This is a genomic window from Ensifer sp. EB106-03-01-XG145 (genome assembly GCF_058792075.1).
This window is the reverse complement of sequence record NZ_JBYTEC010000001.1, coordinates 981,921-997,718: the sequence shown is the minus strand read 5'-3', so window position 1 is coordinate 997,718 and position 15,798 is coordinate 981,921. Positions and strand designations below refer to the sequence as shown.

General features: G+C 62.3%; 18 protein-coding genes. 10 read left to right on the top strand and 8 right to left on the bottom strand.

The annotated features are described in order from the left end of the window. The first annotated feature begins 234 nt into the window (after nucleotides 1-234). Entirely contained in the window at nucleotides 235-1,809 is a 1,575-nt protein-coding gene (locus AC3WWH_RS04825; protein WP_057250524.1) for a helicase HerA-like C-terminal domain-containing protein, read from the top strand. Between the two features lie 95 nt (nucleotides 1,810-1,904). Then, nucleotides 1,905-2,117 carry an alkylphosphonate utilization protein gene (locus tag AC3WWH_RS04820; protein WP_057250526.1) on the top strand — a complete coding sequence of 71 codons (213 nt, stop codon included), beginning with the start codon at nucleotides 1,905-1,907 and terminating at the stop codon, nucleotides 2,115-2,117. Between the two features lie 132 nt (nucleotides 2,118-2,249). Here AC3WWH_RS04820 and AC3WWH_RS04815 read toward each other — a convergent pair whose 3' ends face one another. Beyond that, on the bottom strand, nucleotides 2,250-2,672 hold the full coding sequence (locus tag AC3WWH_RS04815; RefSeq protein ID WP_057250528.1) for an organic hydroperoxide resistance protein: 423 nt from the start codon (nucleotides 2,670-2,672) through the stop codon (nucleotides 2,250-2,252). A 114-nt stretch (nucleotides 2,673-2,786) separates the two neighbouring features. On the opposite strand from AC3WWH_RS04815, the gene AC3WWH_RS04810 reads away from it, so the two are divergent. Continuing rightward, nucleotides 2,787-3,263 (top strand): MarR family winged helix-turn-helix transcriptional regulator, encoded by a 477-nt coding sequence (locus AC3WWH_RS04810; RefSeq protein WP_057250530.1) that lies wholly within the window; start codon nucleotides 2,787-2,789, stop codon nucleotides 3,261-3,263. Nucleotides 3,264-3,323: 60 nt separating this feature from the next. Here AC3WWH_RS04810 and AC3WWH_RS04805 read toward each other — a convergent pair whose 3' ends face one another. The 3 genes from AC3WWH_RS04805 to AC3WWH_RS04795 all read right to left on the bottom strand — a co-directional run bounded on the left by AC3WWH_RS04805 (nucleotide 3,324) and on the right by AC3WWH_RS04795 (nucleotide 8,134). Beyond that, on the bottom strand, nucleotides 3,324-4,112 hold the full coding sequence (locus AC3WWH_RS04805; protein WP_057250532.1) for a L,D-transpeptidase family protein: 789 nt from the start codon (nucleotides 4,110-4,112) through the stop codon (nucleotides 3,324-3,326). A 144-nt stretch (nucleotides 4,113-4,256) separates the two neighbouring features. Continuing rightward, nucleotides 4,257-6,590, bottom strand: coding sequence for a putative bifunctional diguanylate cyclase/phosphodiesterase (locus tag AC3WWH_RS04800; protein ID WP_057250534.1), 2,334 nt, complete (start codon nucleotides 6,588-6,590; stop codon nucleotides 4,257-4,259). A gap of 173 nt (nucleotides 6,591-6,763) precedes the next feature. Beyond that, on the bottom strand, nucleotides 6,764-8,134 hold the full coding sequence (locus tag AC3WWH_RS04795; protein ID WP_058320338.1) for a PepSY-associated TM helix domain-containing protein: 1,371 nt from the start codon (nucleotides 8,132-8,134) through the stop codon (nucleotides 6,764-6,766). 309 nt (nucleotides 8,135-8,443) lie between these two features. Here AC3WWH_RS04795 and AC3WWH_RS04790 point away from each other — a divergent pair, with 309 nt between their 5' ends. Together AC3WWH_RS04790 and AC3WWH_RS04785 are read left to right on the top strand one after the other, a co-directional pair. After that, nucleotides 8,444-8,644, top strand: coding sequence for a hypothetical protein (locus AC3WWH_RS04790; RefSeq protein WP_058320339.1), 201 nt, complete (start codon nucleotides 8,444-8,446; stop codon nucleotides 8,642-8,644). A 186-nt stretch (nucleotides 8,645-8,830) separates the two neighbouring features. Then, complete coding sequence (locus AC3WWH_RS04785) at nucleotides 8,831-9,493, top strand: glutathione S-transferase family protein (protein WP_058320340.1); 663 nt, start codon at nucleotides 8,831-8,833, stop codon at nucleotides 9,491-9,493. A 30-nt stretch (nucleotides 9,494-9,523) separates the two neighbouring features. On the opposite strand, the gene AC3WWH_RS04780 is transcribed toward AC3WWH_RS04785, so the two are convergent. Then, the gene (locus AC3WWH_RS04780) at nucleotides 9,524-10,462 is read right to left on the bottom strand and encodes a LysR substrate-binding domain-containing protein (RefSeq protein WP_058320341.1); all 939 of its coding nucleotides are present in this window, start codon (nucleotides 10,460-10,462) and stop codon (nucleotides 9,524-9,526) included. Between the two features lie 89 nt (nucleotides 10,463-10,551). On the opposite strand from AC3WWH_RS04780, the gene AC3WWH_RS04775 reads away from it, so the two are divergent. Together AC3WWH_RS04775 and AC3WWH_RS04770 are read left to right on the top strand one after the other, a co-directional pair. Further along, nucleotides 10,552-10,761, top strand: coding sequence for a hypothetical protein (locus AC3WWH_RS04775; protein ID WP_057250544.1), 210 nt, complete (start codon nucleotides 10,552-10,554; stop codon nucleotides 10,759-10,761). A gap of 30 nt (nucleotides 10,762-10,791) precedes the next feature. Beyond that, complete coding sequence (locus AC3WWH_RS04770; RefSeq protein WP_058320342.1) at nucleotides 10,792-11,145, top strand: MmcQ/YjbR family DNA-binding protein; 354 nt, start codon at nucleotides 10,792-10,794, stop codon at nucleotides 11,143-11,145. Nucleotides 11,146-11,151: 6 nt separating this feature from the next. On the opposite strand, the gene AC3WWH_RS04765 is transcribed toward AC3WWH_RS04770, so the two are convergent. Further along, a complete protein-coding gene (locus tag AC3WWH_RS04765; protein ID WP_082640654.1) occupies nucleotides 11,152-11,853 on the bottom strand; it encodes a dihydrofolate reductase family protein in 702 nt (233 codons plus the stop codon). A 54-nt stretch (nucleotides 11,854-11,907) separates the two neighbouring features. Between AC3WWH_RS04765 and AC3WWH_RS04760 the strand changes: the two genes are divergently transcribed. Next, nucleotides 11,908-12,831 (top strand): bestrophin family protein, encoded by a 924-nt coding sequence (locus AC3WWH_RS04760; protein WP_058320344.1) that lies wholly within the window; start codon nucleotides 11,908-11,910, stop codon nucleotides 12,829-12,831. Between the two features lie 18 nt (nucleotides 12,832-12,849). On the opposite strand, the gene AC3WWH_RS04755 is transcribed toward AC3WWH_RS04760, so the two are convergent. After that, complete coding sequence (locus tag AC3WWH_RS04755; RefSeq protein ID WP_058320345.1) at nucleotides 12,850-13,470, bottom strand: glutathione S-transferase family protein; 621 nt, start codon at nucleotides 13,468-13,470, stop codon at nucleotides 12,850-12,852. 236 nt (nucleotides 13,471-13,706) lie between these two features. Between AC3WWH_RS04755 and AC3WWH_RS04750 the strand changes: the two genes are divergently transcribed. After that, complete coding sequence (locus tag AC3WWH_RS04750; protein ID WP_058320346.1) at nucleotides 13,707-14,438, top strand: DUF4198 domain-containing protein; 732 nt, start codon at nucleotides 13,707-13,709, stop codon at nucleotides 14,436-14,438. A 116-nt stretch (nucleotides 14,439-14,554) separates the two neighbouring features. Here the strand turns inward: AC3WWH_RS04750 and AC3WWH_RS04745 are convergent, their stop codons facing one another. After that, nucleotides 14,555-14,926 carry a hypothetical protein gene (locus AC3WWH_RS04745; protein WP_057250555.1) on the bottom strand — a complete coding sequence of 124 codons (372 nt, stop codon included), beginning with the start codon at nucleotides 14,924-14,926 and terminating at the stop codon, nucleotides 14,555-14,557. Between the two features lie 92 nt (nucleotides 14,927-15,018). Here AC3WWH_RS04745 and AC3WWH_RS04740 point away from each other — a divergent pair, with 92 nt between their 5' ends. Further along, nucleotides 15,019-15,771 (top strand): DeoR/GlpR family DNA-binding transcription regulator, encoded by a 753-nt coding sequence (locus AC3WWH_RS04740; RefSeq protein ID WP_057250557.1) that lies wholly within the window; start codon nucleotides 15,019-15,021, stop codon nucleotides 15,769-15,771. The last annotated feature ends 27 nt before the right edge of the window (nucleotides 15,772-15,798 follow it).

Genomic DNA, 15,798 nt, shown 5'->3' with positions numbered 1-15,798 from the left:
ACTTGGATTTTTGACGTTGACGTCAAGGTAAATGATCGCCCACCAAATAACAAGCCGTGAGCAGTGACTATCGGCCCGTCGATAACGCCGCTTTCCGGTCGCGCGCTGGCACAGCCTTGTTGCCGGGCGCAACCGCAGCACCTATAACAGAAAACCAGGCACATTTCGATGACGGGCACTTGCGATCAACCGCGAACCGCCCGCTTTCATTGATGAAACGGAGATGAAGCCCACATGTTGGAAGAAGGCAAGCTCTTTATCGGCACCAGCCGCAAGCCTGATGATTCGATCAACAAGGGCGAGTATCTGGAACTCAAGTTCGGCAACCGCCACGGCCTGATCACCGGCGCCACCGGCACCGGCAAGACGATCACCCTGCAGGTCCTCGCCGAAGGTTTTGCCAATGCCGGCGTCCCCGTCTTCTGCGCCGACGTCAAGGGCGATCTCTCCGGCATCGGCGCGATCGGCGAGCCCAAGGATTTCATCCTGAAGCGCGCCGAGCAGATCGGCCTGCCGACAAATCCTTACGAGTTCCAGGAATTCCCGGTCATCTTCTGGGATCTCTACGGCGAGAAGGGCCATCGCGTCCGCACCACCATGTCGGAAATGGGGCCCCTGCTCCTTTCGCGGCTGATGAACGCCACGGATGCGCAGGAAGGCGTGCTCAACATCGCCTTCAAGATCGCCGATGAGGGCGGCCTGCCGCTGCTCGACCTGAAAGATCTGCAGGCGCTGCTCAACTACATGGGCGACAATGCCAGCGCGCTCTCCAATCAGTTCGGTTTCATCTCCAAGGCCTCGGTCGGTTCGATCCAACGCGAACTCCTGATCCTCGAACAGCAGGGCGCCGAACATTTCTTCGGCGAACCGGCGCTGAAGATCACCGACATCATGCGCACGACCAATGACGGGCGCGGCGCGATCTCGGTGCTGGCGGCCGACAAGCTGATGATGAACCCGCGGCTCTATGCGACCTTCCTGCTTTGGCTGCTTTCGGAACTGTTCGAGGAACTGCCTGAGGTGGGCGACCCGGACAAGCCGAAGCTGGTGTTCTTCTTCGACGAGGCGCATCTGCTTTTCAACGATGCGCCGAAGGTGCTGACGGAGCGTGTCGAACAGGTCGTGCGCCTGATCCGCTCCAAGGGCGTGGGCGTCTACTTCGTCACGCAAAACCCGCTCGACGTGCCGGAAACGATCCTCGGCCAGCTCGGTAACCGCGTTCAGCACGCGCTTCGCGCCTATACGCCGCGCGACCAGAAGGCGGTGAAGACCGCCGCTGACACCTTCCGCCCGAACCCGGACTTCGACTGCGCCACCGTCATCACCAATCTCGGCACCGGCGAGGCTCTGGTCTCGACGCTCGAAGGCAAGGGTGCGCCCTCGATGGTCGAGCGCACGCTCGTGCGTCCGCCGCAATCGCGCGTCGGTCCGCTGACCGAGGCCGAGCGGCAAAAGGTGATGGATGTGAGCCCGGTCCGCGGTCTCTATGACGAGGATTTCGACCGCGAATCGGCCTATGAGATGCTGACCGCGCGCGCCAAGAAGACGGCCGAAGCGCAGGCGCAAGCACAAGAACAGGCCGAACAGCAGACAACGGAAGCGAATACCGGCGGCAGCCGCTGGACGCTGCCCGGCTTCGGCGACGACGAGGCGGCGGCACCAGCGGGCAAGCAGGCGCGGCCACGCAGCTCCGGCTACCAGCGCGAGACGGTCGTCGAAGCCGCGATGAAATCGGTCGCTCGCACCGTCGCGACCCAGGTCGGCCGCGCCCTGGTGCGCGGCATCCTCGGCAGCCTCAGCCGACGCTGAACATAGCCGCGGCAACCGGCAATGCTTGAGGTCGATATTTTGCCCGCGCCCTGATTTCGATCGAGGCGCGTCGTTATTTTGAAAGGAACATTCGCATGGACGTTAAGGATTCGAACGGCGCCATCCTCCAGGACGGCGACAACGTTACCCTGATCAAGGATCTGAAGGTCAAGGGCACCTCTACGACGCTGAAGCGCGGCACGATGGTCAAGGGTATTCGCCTCACCGACAACCCTGATGAAGTCGAATGCCGGGTGGAGAAGATCAAGGGCCTGGTGCTGCGCACCGAGTTTTTGAAGAAGGCATAGCCCACGGCTGACGGCCTTCTCCGTCGGCAGCCACCTCATGCAGCGCCTGCGTGGAGCATCATGATCTCCGAGAACACAAAAGCCCGGCGGAACGATCCGCCGGGCTTTTGGATTCCGATTGGAATTCAGATATCAGGCAACCGTCAGCTTGACGTCGATATTGCCCTTGGTCGCATGGCTATAGGGGCAAACGATATGCGCCTTCTGGACGAGGTCTTCGAGAACCGCCTTGTCGACGCCCGGAGACGTGATCTCAAGCGCGGCATCGATACCGAAGCCGGTGCCATCTTCGCGCGGACCAATGCCGACTGTTCCCGTCACTTTCGTGTCTTCCGGAAGCTTTACCTTCTCCTTGCCGGCGACGAACTTCAGGGCGCCGAGGAAGCAGGCCGAGTAGCCAGCGGCAAAGAGCTGTTCAGGATTGGTGCCGCGGGCGCCGTCGCCGCCAAGTTCCTTCGGCACAGTAAGGGTGACATCGAGAACGCCATCGGCGCTCTTGGCCTGGCCAGCACGGCCACCGGTTGCGGATGCAGTGGTGCGGTAGAGAATAGGCATTGGCGGTCTCCTTTGCGTTTCCAAGTGGATGAGGGTTAGATAGCGCAAAATTCAATTGCGTGCAAATTAATTTTGCAAATTGCATTTTCGCCCTGTTTTTGCGAGAATGCGACCATGGCAAACAAAGCGGCACATATAGATACCATTCCGGAGGAGGCGCTGTCGCTCGGCAAGCAGCTCTGCTTTGCCGTCTATTCGGCGGCGCATGCCTTCAATCGTGCCTACAAGCCGCTGCTCGATCGTTTCGGCCTCACCTACCCGCAATATCTCGTGCTGCTTGCGCTATGGCAACAGGACGAAATGACGGTGAAGCGCATTGGCGAGGAGATAGGGCTCGATTCCGGAACGCTGTCGCCGCTTCTGAAACGCCTGGAGGCAGCCGGCTTTGTCGCGCGCCAGCGCGACCCAGGTGACGAGCGACAGGTAATCGTTCGCCTCACGGAGAAAGGCCGCGATTTGAAAAGCGAGGCCTTCGGTATTCTCATAGATATCGGCAAGGCTTCAGGCTGCAGCCTGGAAGAAGCGGGCGAAATCCGCGAGACGCTGCATCAGTTGACGCGGCAGCTCAATTCCGGCCATGGCGCGGACTGACATTTGCAGAGGCCGCCCCTCGTGACTGGGGGATGCCGCGAGCGACGACGCCCGTGGTTGTTAGATGACGAGGATCGGCGCCTTGCCACGCACGCGATCGTAGAGGTCCATGACATCCTGGTTGAGCATGCGAACGCAGCCGGACGAGACGGCCTTGCCGATCGACTTCCATTCCGGCGTTCCGTGGACGCGGTAGAGCGTGTCCTGACCATTCTGGAAGATGTAGAGAGCGCGTGAACCGAGCGGGTTGTTGAGGCCCGGCGCCATACCGCCATTCTTGGCCGAATAGGGTTTCAGCTGCGGCTGGCGGGCGACCATGCTGTCCGGCGGGGTCCAGCGCGGCCACTTCTGCTTCCACTGGATGACGCCGCGGCCCGACCAGGCGAAACCTTCACGGCCGAGGCCGACGCCGTAGCGCAGTGCCCGGCCGCCCGGCTGGATCAGATAGAGGTAGCGGTCACCGGTATCGACGACGATCGTTCCCGGCTGTTCGCCAAAGGGATCGCTGACCTCCTGACGATAGAAGCGCGCGTCGATCTGACGGAACGGTACCTCCGGCACCTGATAGCCGCCGTCGTACATGGAGGCATAAATATCCGAAACATAGAGGCCCTGCGGCGGCAGACCGGTCGGAACTGGCCCTGGGCCATCCTGCCTTTCATAGATGCCTTCCGCGCGCGGATCGGTAAAGCGTCCTTCGAGCGCAGGATTGCGGAACACAGGCGCCGTCTCATAGCGGAAGACGTCCGTGTTCATCGAGGAGGTGCAGCCTGCAAGACCGGCGGAGGCAAGAGCCAATCCGGACGAGCGGAGAAATTGACGGCGGGAGAAGACGACTGAAGAGGACATCGAACTCTGAAGGGCTTGAGTGCGGCCTGAGGAGTGCTGCATGAAATTGCTTAACGAAATACTACGCACAGCCCCTCGGAATGGGGCGATGCTTGCATTTCCGGCTGGACCGAAGCTTGCGTCTTGGCGTGAAACGAAGAGAACTCAGACGCTGTGAGCGTTGAAACGTGGCTGGCGCATCAGTGTTTCAAAATCCGGCGCGGAGAGCGGCCGGCTGAAGAAATAGCCTTGGATCTCGTCACAGCCGCTCTGGCGCAGGAACTCGACCTGGGCCTGGTTTTCCACACCTTCGGCGATGACGCGCAGGCCAAGATTTTGGGCGAGTGAGATGATCGCCGCGGTGATCGCGTTGTCGTCGAGATCGACAGGAATATCCGCAACGAAGGACCGGTCGATCTTAAGGCGGCGCACCGGGAAGCGCTTCAAGGCGCTGAGGCTAGAATAGCCGGTGCCGAAATCGTCGATTGCCAGGTGCACGCCGATCGCCTGCAGCTCATGCATGGTGGCAATCGCCCCCGGCACGTCCTGCATGATCAGGCTTTCCGTCAGCTCAAGCTCGAGACAGCAGGGCTCAAGCCCGGTTTCGGCGAGAATTGCCGCCACGTGACCTGCCCAGTTGCGCTCGCGGAACTGGCGCGCCGAAACGTTGACGCTGACGATCAGCGGCGGCAGGCCGTCATCCTGCCAGTCCTTGGCCTGGCGGCAAGCGGCGCGCAGCACCCAGTCACCGATCGGCACGATCAGCCCGGTTTCTTCGGCAAGCGGAATGAACTCGGCCGGCGAAACCGTGCCGCGCTCTGGATGACGCCAACGAAGCAAGGCTTCGGCTGCGAAAACGCGGCCATTCGCAAGGTTCATCTGCGGCTGGAACTGCAGAAAGAATTCTTCATGTGCCAGCGCCCTGCGCAGCTCCTCCTGCTGACGCAGCTTCTCGTGCGCCTTGGCGGCCATTTCCTCGGTGAAGACCTGCAGATTGTTGCGCCCGAGCTCCTTGGCCCGATACATCGCCATGTCGGCATTGGCGAGCAGCTCGCCGACGGTCTTGCCCTGATTGGGAAAGCAGGCGACGCCCATGCTGCAGGTGACCTGCAGGCTTCGGCCCTCGATCTGCATCGGCCCCGCGATGGCGCGGCGAATATCTTCAAGCCTTGCCAGCACGACATCCCGTTCGCAGGGAAGGCCGTTCAGAAGCAGAATGAATTCGTCGCCGCCGACACGCACGACCATATCCGACTTGCGCACCGACGAGCGCATGCGGGAGGCGGTGACCTTCAACAGCTCGTCGCCGGCCGCATGGCCGAGCGTATCGTTGACCAGCTTGAAATTATCGAGATCGAGGAAGGCGAGCACCGCCCATTGACCGGTGCCGCGCAGGGCCTCCAGCGCCTCGGCGACCTGCTCCTCGAACAGCGCCCGGTTGGGCAGGCCCGTCAGCGCATCATGATGCGCCATGAAACTGATACGGTCCTCCGCGTGCTTGCGCTCGATTGCAATACCGGCGAGATGCGCCGCCATCGCAATCAGCTCCTTCTGCCCTTCGTTGGGAACGCAGACCGCGCCGGAATAGAGCGCAAATGTGCCAAGCACCTTGCGGTCGCGCGAATGGACGGGAGTCGACCAGCAGGAGCGGAACCCATAGGGTCGAACGAGCTCGCGATAATCGTCCCAGAGAGGATCGGCGAGAATGTCCGAGACGATCACCTGTTCGCCGCGCCAGGCCGCCGTGCCGCAGGAGCCCATGTGAGGGCCGATCTCGACGCCATGGATCGTCGCGCAATAGCTCTCGTCGAGGCTTGGCGCCGCGCCATGGAACAGGTGGCGGCCATCGGCCGACAGCAACAGCACCGACCCCTTGATGCCAGGCATCAGCGCCTCGATCAGCAGGATCATGTCGCGGAAGAATTCGTCGAGCGGTCGGCTGTTGGCGATCATTTCCAGTAGGCGGGCCTGCCCTTCGAGCAGGCGTTCGGCCGCCTTTCTGTCGGAGATATCGCGCGACACGCCGACGACGCCGACAATCTCGCCGCGCTTGTTGCGCAGCGGCACCTTGGAGGTCATCAGCCAGCGGTCGCGGCCCTTGCTGACGATCGCCCGTTCCTCGATGCCGAAAATCGGTTCGCCGGTTTCGATGACGCGGCGCTCGATGTCGGCGATCGCCTGTGCCATGTGCGGCGGATGGAGATCGAAGTCGGTCTTACCGACGATATCCTTGAGACCTTCCAGGCCGTTGTCGGCAACAGTCACCTGGTTGGCGATGAGGAACCGCCCTTCGACATCCTTGGCATAGATGTAGTCGGGCACATGGTTGATCATCGTCTCCAACCAGTAGTGGCGGTCGGCGATGTCGGGTTCGGTCGGAAAGATCCGCGCAACTTCTTCCGCCAGCCGATGGCTGGCATCGATCAGGCGACGTGTATCCTCGTTGCCGCCAGCATTTAAGGCGGCATATCGCGGATTGCGAGACGTGTTCTTCGCCAAGCAAGGCCTCCCGACGCGCTCAGCCGCGTCGCTGGTCGATCTTTCCCCACTTCACGTTAGACGAGCAAGAGTTAGCCCTTCCTAAATAACTTGTAGAAAAATCGTGCAGAGGTTGCAATCTCCAAGTTGCGTGCCTGAAAAGAAGGGGTGACGGCGCCACCCCTTCGTCGATTTCAGGACAGACGTCGGCGCGCCGCCGGCGCGAGCATCAGCAGTTGGTCGGCCACCACCATGATAACGATCGCAAGCCCCGTCAGCGGAAAAGTGAGGCCAAAGAAAATGGCCATGATCCACAATCCTGCATAGACACTGCGCTTCGGCGGCATCGGCGGCACCCCGACGCGCCCCGCCGGGCGACGCTTCCACCACATGACGACGGCGGAGAGCGAGATGAGCACGATGGACAGGCAGGCGGCAAGCATCAACAACTGATTGGCGCGCCCCCACTCCTGCCCCTTGTGCACGTTGATGCTCCATTCGATCGCCTTTCCGAGCGCCGGGTAATCGCCAAAGGCTACATCGACAAGCGGTTTGCCGGAGTACTGGTCGATGTGGATCGTGCGCTCCCGTGCGAGCTCGGCCGGAAAGATCGCGGCCGTGTAGACGCCGCTCTCATCGGTCGGGAGCGCCAGCTCATAGCCGGGCAGCATGCCGGCCTCATCGGCGATCGCGACCGCGCGGTCTATGCCGACCGGCTCGGCGCCGACGCCGCTCGACGTCGGGACCGGAGCATTCTCCATCAGCCAGTTCGCCCTGGGGAGGACATCGGTCGAAACCTTGGTCGAGGTTGGCACCTGGTCCCAAAGCACCGCGGGATAGCCGAGCCCCATGGCCGTCAGCTTGCCGTTGACGGTGGCGCCCCAGTAGCCGGACCACAGAAGACCGGAGAAGGCGAGGAAGACGATCAGCAGCCCGGCGACGATGCCGGTCACGGCATGAAGGTCACGCCAGAACACGCGGCGCGCGGGCGTGCCGCGCACGGTCAGCACACCGCCGGTCTGCTGGCGCGGCCACCAGAGATAAATGCCGGTGAAGACCAGCAGAATGGCAAAGCCCGCAACAATCTCGATGATCGTTTCGACCGACTTACCGAAATAGTCGAGGCTGTGCAGGTCCTCGACCACCTGATTGAACTCTTCCGTGGGCGCGACGTGATCGAGGATGGCGCCGGTATAGGGATCGACGAAGACCAGCATTTTGGCCTTGCCGATACCCACCGTGACGCGCGCCGAGCGATCGGCACCGGCGGGTGTGCGATAGGAGACGGCGGCGCTGCCGGGCACGGATTCGACAGCGGTGGCGACGATCGCCGAAGGCGGCAGCCGTTCGGTCCCGGCAGGCACGATGTTGCGATAGGCGAAGACGGTATCGTCGATCTCGTCGTTGAAGAGATAGAGGCCACCGGTGACGGCCAGGCTGATCATGAACGGGATGACGAGCAAGCCGGCAAAGAAGTGCCAGCGCCAGATGGCGCGATAGAGGGAAATGCCGCGCTCGGCGGCGACCGGCTGCGCTGCGGCGCCGGTAAAGGATGCGGTTGTCATGGGTTTCTCCGGGAAATCCGCATTATCGCGGCTTCGCCTCGTGATGGTCGGGTCGGTCGCGGATCACGGCCGGCGACGTCGAACAGCAGTTTCGACGCCTGGGAGGCCGTCAGCCGCCGCTCAAGCGGATATCAGGGAGAAACCCGATGGTGGCGCCCTAGGCCCTGTGCCGCCGCGGAGCACACCGCGAACAAACAGAAGTTCATTGGCAGGAACCGACACATGCCAGGCGAGAGATAGCGGTGGTGCGGCGATCGGATACGGCGCCGGCAGATCAGCGGGGGCGACGAGGCAGCAGGACTGGCATCCATGGCCTTTCGTACCACCTTTTCCGTCGGCATCGTCGTGGCCGGTGAGGCAGAGATCGGCAAACGTTCCATCGGGAAGCGCGTAGGCGGTCGTATCAGGCGCAACCGGCATGGCGACCGCCGGCTGCTGGCTCAGGGCCGAGATGACGAGGACAAGCGCGCAGAGCAAACGCGCCGCCATGTCCGTCAACCGATCGCCTAGAAACCGTCGCGCCAAAAGTGCCCCCAAAATCGACTGCGACAGCTAAAGACCAACGGCGCGAAAGGCAAGCGGGCAATGGGCCGCATGGCCTATCAAAAGATTTCATGTGTGGTATCAGCGGCGCCGGCTTTCGCCGTCCAGCACGCTTGGCTTAAGACAAGGTCACGGCAACGACGGGAGGACGACATGCTGACGATCTACGGAGTCTATCGCTCGCGCGCATCGCGCAATTACTGGATGGCGTGGGAGCTCGGAATCCCCTTCACGTCCGTTCCGGTCATCCAGGCGCGCCGGGTTGCAGATCCGCTTGCCGCCGATGCGCCCATCAACACCAAGTCGCCGGCCTTCCTCGCCGTCAACCCGATGGGTCTGATTCCGGCGATCGAAGACGACGGCGTCGTACTGACGGAATCGCTTGCCAACAATCTTTTCCTTGCGCGCAAATACGGCGGCCCGCTGGGACCGGCTGATATCCGTGAAGAGGGACTGATGGGCAACTGGACGATGTGGGCGGCGACGGAGGTCGAGCCGCATGCGGTGCAGATCATCCTCACCTACGACTACGGCACTGAGGAAACCGACCAAGGCAGGGCAACGATCACTACCTGCGCCAAGTCCCTCGACAAGGTGTTTACCCGCCTGGAAGAGCACCTCGACGGGCGCGACTACCTGGTTGGCGATCGCTTCACCGTAGCCGACCTCAACCTCGCGGAAGTCTTCCGCTACGCCATGAGCCAGAAACAGCTCTTCGAGAAGCATCCACGCGTTTCGGCCTGGCTTGCCCGCTGCCATGCCCGCCCGGCTTTCAAGGCGATGATGGAAGAGCGGCTGAAAGAGCCGGCGGATTGAGCCGTCCGGAGGGGGGCTCGTTTCAAGTGATCAGCGCATGGTCGCCGCGTCGAAGCGTACGCGCGGCGCCCTGAGATCGAGCAGGCGCATGCCCTCCTCCACCTCGTCACGAACCCAGCGCTTGAAGGCGGCTGCGGCCTTGCTTTCCCGCCGCGATGGCGAGCTGACGAAGTAGTGGCCGTAGCCGGTGCCCACGCGGATACCGAAGGGCACGACCAAACTGCCTTGGGTGATCGCGAAGCCGGCGAGCGTCTGCCAGGCGAGCATGACCCCCTGCCCCGAGATCGCCGCATCGAGCACCAGCGACGCCTCATTGAACGTGTGGCGCACGCTCATTTCGGCACCGGAGAGGCCGACTTCGCGAAGCCACACCTCCCAGCTGAACATCGAGTGACCGTCGATCACGGCCGGGAGCTTTAGAATATCTGCAGGTACACGCAAGTTCTCCGCCATGGCCGGCGAACAGACGGGAAAGACCTCCTGCTGCAACAGCAGTTCGGATTTCACACCAGGCCAATCGCCCGAGCCCACACGGATGCCGACATCCACATCTGATGTATCGAGATTGACGAGCTTGGTCGTAGCGTCGATGCGCAAGCGAATGTCGGGGTGGCGCTCGGCGAAACGGTTCAGCCGATAGACCAGCCAGCGGGCGGCAAAGACCGGTGCCACCGAGATCGTCAGCACCGACTCGTCGCGTCGCCGAGCCGAGGCCACGGCCTCCGCCAGCTCCTGAAAGGCGTTGCTGAGGCGGACGAGGAAACGCAGGCCAAAGTCGGTCGGGACGAGGCCGCGCGGCGTGCGCTCGAACAGGATGCGGCCAAGCTGGGCCTCCGCCTTGGCAATCTGCTGGCTGACGGCGCCTGAGGTCACGCCGAGCTCCTCGGCAGCAGCCGCCAACGAACCAAGGCGACCGGCCGCTTCCACGGCGCGAAGCCCGTTCAAATGGACGGAATTCAGATCTCTCATATAGTTTTCCTAAACCCGTTCGGTGCTATTCTCAATTGAAAAGACAGCGAGACAGGCAGATCATCCAAGCATCGAAAGGATGGGCCGCCATGTTGAAGCTTCTCTCGATGTTGACCGCATTCGCCACTTTTGAAAGTCGGAAGCAGGATACGCGACTAGCCTGGGCGCGTGACCCGCTGCAGCACCCGGATCTCGAGCGGATGGACGAACGCGAACTCGGTGATCTGCCCTTCCCCGGCTGGCCCTGGCCGCGCGCGGCCGAGTGCGCCAGCGACTGCCTGCAAGCCGGGGGCCGGTGACGGACAATGACCCTGTGATATGCTGACGGGATGAGCGAGGATCTCGACCGCAATTTCGCACGGGTCGTCAAGCTGGCGGAAGCCGCCGGCTTGCCGGAGGTTACCATCGGCACCTCCTACGGCACGCCGGCACTGCTGGTGAAAGACAAGAGCTTCGTGCGCATGAAGGACGGCGACACGCTTGTCGTCATGTGTGCGCTCGAGGAAAAGGAATTGCTGCTGGAACTCGACCCGCAACTCTATTTCGAGACCGATCACTACAAAGGCTGGCCGGCGATGCTGGTTCGGCTTTCGGTGATCGACGATAAGAGCCTGACCGGGCGACTGGTTGCAGCCTGGCGCCAGAAGGCGCCAAAGCGGCTTGCTGCGAAACTCGCCGGCTGACCGCTTTCAGCTTCGATCCCCGACCTTGTAGATCAGGCAAACCTTGCCGTCATCGACCCTCTTCACGTCATCGAGTTGCACGTAGTGGCGCTGGGCGATGGTTTCGAACAGCGCCTTGCCCTTCCCCACCACCAGGGGATGGATGGTGAGACGCAATTCGTCGATCAGGCCGTGATCCATCAGGCTCGACACGGTGCGAGCGCCGCCGACGACATAGATGGTCCGACCCGGCTGGCGCCTTAGCTGCTCGATCTCGGCAGCATCGCGAACGATGGTGGCGTTGGCCCATTGCACCTCCGAGCGCTCTTTCGAGAGAACATAATGCGGCGTGCTCAAAGCAAAATCCGTATATTCGATCTCCTCCTGCGTCGGCACCTTGCCGGTAAACTCCAGCGGCGCATGCGGATTCTGTTTGATCGCGCTCCAATATTGCTCATAGCCCGAATACATGCCGCTCCCGAGGACGCAGGCATCGATCTCAGGCAGGAGGTCGAAGGTGTCCGACCAGGAATCGACCCAGTCCGTATAGCCATCCGGTCCATCGATCATCCCGTCGATGGACATCTGCATGCCGGCAACCACCTTGCGCATCGTCGTTGTCTCCCTGTTGGCGTTACGCAACAAGGACGTGCGCGCGGCGACTGAGCCGACATAGGCGGTAAAAATCTCGCGCCGGCGGCTGGCGGCATCCAATGAGCGGCCTTCCATTTCAGAGCTCGCGCCTATACCGGTGGAAGCTGACGGCCACACAGGTGTTCTTCCATGATCGTTCGCGACCGCCCCAGCCTTCTGAAACTGTTCTTCATCCTCAGAGGATCGGTCATTCAGCGGATCTTTCCGCAGGTGCTGTTCGTCTTCGGCCTTTCCGCCTTCGTCGTCTGGGCGCACCGTGCCGATCCCGGCATCGTTCCAAGCGTCAACAGCGGCCCTTTCGCCTTGCTCGGCATTGCGCTCTCGGTGTTCCTCGGTTTCCGCAACAACGCCTGCTACGACCGCTGGTGGGAGGCGCGGAAGGATTGGGGACAACTGATCTTCACGTCGCGCGATCTTGCCCGGCAGACACTGGTCCTGGTCGACGCGAAAGCATCGGAGAATGCGGCGCGGCAACGGCTCCTCAACATCGCCATCGCCTTTGCTCACGCCCTGGTTGGCCACCTGCGACCGGGCAATCATGCAGCCAGGGCACTCGCGCGACTGCCCGACGATCTCGCGCCCGGCTACGAGGCAAGCCGCAACGCGCCGGACTACCTCTTGCGTGAGATGGGCCGCGATCTCGCGGGCTTGCGTGCTTCGGGCGCAATCAGCGACTTTCAGTGGGCCCAGTTGGACGGCACGGTCGGCAGGATGTCGGCGACGCTTGCCGCCTGCGAGCGCATCCGCAACACGCCGGTGCCTTTCGGCTACACGCTGCTCCTGCACCGCACCGCCTATCTCTTCTGCTTCCTGCTGCCCTTCGGCTTTGCCGATGCGCTCGGTTGGGCCACGCCCTTCGTCACGGCGCTGGTCGCCTACACCTTCTTCGGCCTCGATGCACTCGGGGACGAATTGGAGGAGCCGTTCGGCGTGTTGCCGAACGACCTGCCGATCATGGCGCTTGCCGAAACGATCGAGATCAACCTGCGCGAGGCGCTCGGCGAGACAGACCTTCCGCCCTTGCCGCAGCCCAAGGACTACATCCTGATGTAGCCCAGATGGTCGCGCGGCTCAGGCCTTGAGCGTGGCCAGGACCCGGGCAACGGCCGGACGCGCGGTCATGCGGTTGCGGTGATCCAGGATTTTCGGGAAACGCGCGGGATCCACACCGTCCGATTCGAGCCAGCCGGCGATGGTGAAAAGGTAGGGATCGGCAACCGAATAGGTCTCGCCCAGGACGAAGGGGCCTTCGAACATCTTGTTCTCGATCAGTTCGAAGCAGGCCGCCATGTTGGAGGCGACCTTGGCCTTCATTGCCTCGTGCGCCGCCGGATCGTCGGCCCAGCGCGCGCCGCGACGTCCATGGGCATGGGCGACATGCACCGTCGAGCAGAGATAGTTCATGAACGACTGCAACTGCGCAAAAGCAAAGGCATCGCCCCTTGGTGCAAGGTTCGCTGCCGGATTTGTCTCGGCGATATAGGTGAGGATCGCCGGCGTTTCAGTGATGACGCCCCGGTCGGTCAACAGCGCCGGCACCCGGCCCTTCGGGTTTACCGCGAGATAGTCAGGCTTGGTCTGTTCGGCGGTCGAAAAATCGACGCGGCGTGCCTCATAGTCAGCGCCCGCCTCCTCCAGCGCGATATGCGAGGCCAATGAGCAGGTGCCCGGGGCGTAGAACAATTTCAACACTTCAACTCTCCTCTGCGATCATGCGGATCGGATGACGTGGTGCCGACAGACCCGAACCTGCCCTATCAATTTTGCCGAACTGAAGCGGAATGCTGTCGGTGAACCGTGCGCTTCCGGCCGTTTCAACTCCAGACCAAAGATCGGCGGCAGAAGAAAGGATGTCAGCCCGATTGACAAGCCCGAACGGATTTCAATAGAACGTGATTGTTACGTTATAACATTATTTGGAGTTGCTTATGAAAACGCTCTTTTCAACCTTCTTCGCTGCCGGCCTGCTTGCCGCCGCTGCGACGCCCGCCTTCTCCCATGGCGCATGGATCGGCGAGCGCTGGGGAACGCTGGCGGTGATCTACGGCCACGGCCCCGCGGACGAAGCCTATGATCCGGCCAAAGTGAAATCGGTCTCGGCCGTTGGCGAAGACGGTAAAGCGCTGCCGGTGACGATCGAGGCGGAAGACAATCACGCTACGCTGAAACTCGACGGCGAGCCGGCGCTCATCGCTCTTGAGTTCGACAACGGCTATTGGAGCGAAGGCGCCGACGGCAAATGGGTGAACAAGCCGAAGAACGAGGTGCCTGGTGCCAAGCAGGCGAGCCATTCGGTCAAATACAGCATCGCGCTGGTGCATGCGCATGGCGCACTGCCGGCCTTCCCGGCACAGCCGCTGCAGATCATCCCGCTCGACAACCCTGTTGGCCTGAAGCCGGGCGAGAAATTTCGCATCCGCCTCCTGCTCGACGGCAAGCCGCTCGAAGGCAAGGAAATCACCCTTGACTATGCCGGGCTGCCCGAGCTCGTCTCTGAAAAGACGAACGCGAATGGCGAAGCGGAAGTGACGCTGCGCAACGCCGGCGTCAACATTCTTGCCGTCAGCCACGCGATCCCGCTCGAAAGCAACATCGCCGCCGACAAGAAAGGTTTAACGGCCACGCTGACCTTCGTCGCCGAGCCGCACGTGCACGAATAGGCCTCCCGCCTCCCTCACCGCAATGCGGACCCAATCCTCGGGTTGGGGCCGAGATTGAGGTGGAGTTCAGAAGCACCGCCACGGCCCGGCAGGTATCCCTGCCGGGCCGTTTCCGGTCAGGCAACCAGCGCCTCGCCGCAACCGGGCACGTCTTCCAAGCGGTAGTAGACGGGAATGCCGCGTTCACGGGCGATGCGCACGTCGTTGTCGGCACCCTTGCTGTCGCCCGGCAGACGCAGCACCGCGTCGCACAGTGCCAGCAAGCGGCCGGCGACGGGATGGAAAATTTCCTCGTAGAGGTCGTCCCCGATGCGCTCGCCACCCGCCGCATTCCACACCGGCAGCGCCACCCATTCGCCGATGACAGGCACGTGCCCGGCCCGAAACAGCGCATAGGACGGCTCCTCCAGTCGCTTCAGGTTGGCGGCCATCTTGGCCGGGTCGTCTCCGGTTCCCGAGCGATAGGGCCCCGCGATCAAAATCAGCATGATCTTCTCCAAATTTTTGCACGAAATATCCAGATCATTCTGGAATATTCACGATATTTCGTGCAATATCGTGAAGAGTCAAGGAGGTATTCATGCTGACAACACAGAGACGGGCTTTGATTTCGGCACGGTTGGCGCGCGACGGCGAGATCGTCGCCAAGCGCCTGGCGGACGAACTGGACCTCTCGGAAGACACGATCCGGCGCGATCTCCGCGAGATGGCGGCGGAAGGTTTGCTGAAGCGCGTACATGGCGGCGCGCTGCCGCTGGTCCCGCCGCTACCAAACTTTACCGCACGGCAGGAGATTGCCGGCGACGTCAAACACCGGCTTGGGCGAAAGGCCGCGACGATGATCGAGGCGGGCCAGACGATCTTTCTCGACGGCGGCACGAGCAACGCGGAAATCGCGCGGGCACTGCCGCGGGAGATGCGGCTGACCGTCGTCACCCACAGCCCGACGATTGCCGCCGAGCTCGAACGCCACGAAGCCGAAGTGATCCTGATCGGTGGCCGGCTCTACAAACATTCGATGGTTGCGACGGGCGCGGCGGCGCTCACCGCCATCGCCGGCATCCGCATCGACCTGTTCTTCCTCGGCGTCACCGCCATTCATCCGGTTCACGGAGTTTCCACCGGCGACTTCGAGGAGGCGGCCGTCAAGCGCGCGATCCTCGCCCAGGCCGCCGACACCTATGTGCTTGCGACAGCGGAGAAATTCGACGCAGTTTCGCCACATCGCGTGGCCGGAATCGCCGATCTCGCCGGCTTCATCGTACCGGTGGAAATCGAGCGCCAGATGCTAACGCCCTATGACGACGCGAGCGTTGTGATGATCGGCGCCTGACGGTGCCAGCGCGCCGAGGCTGTCCGT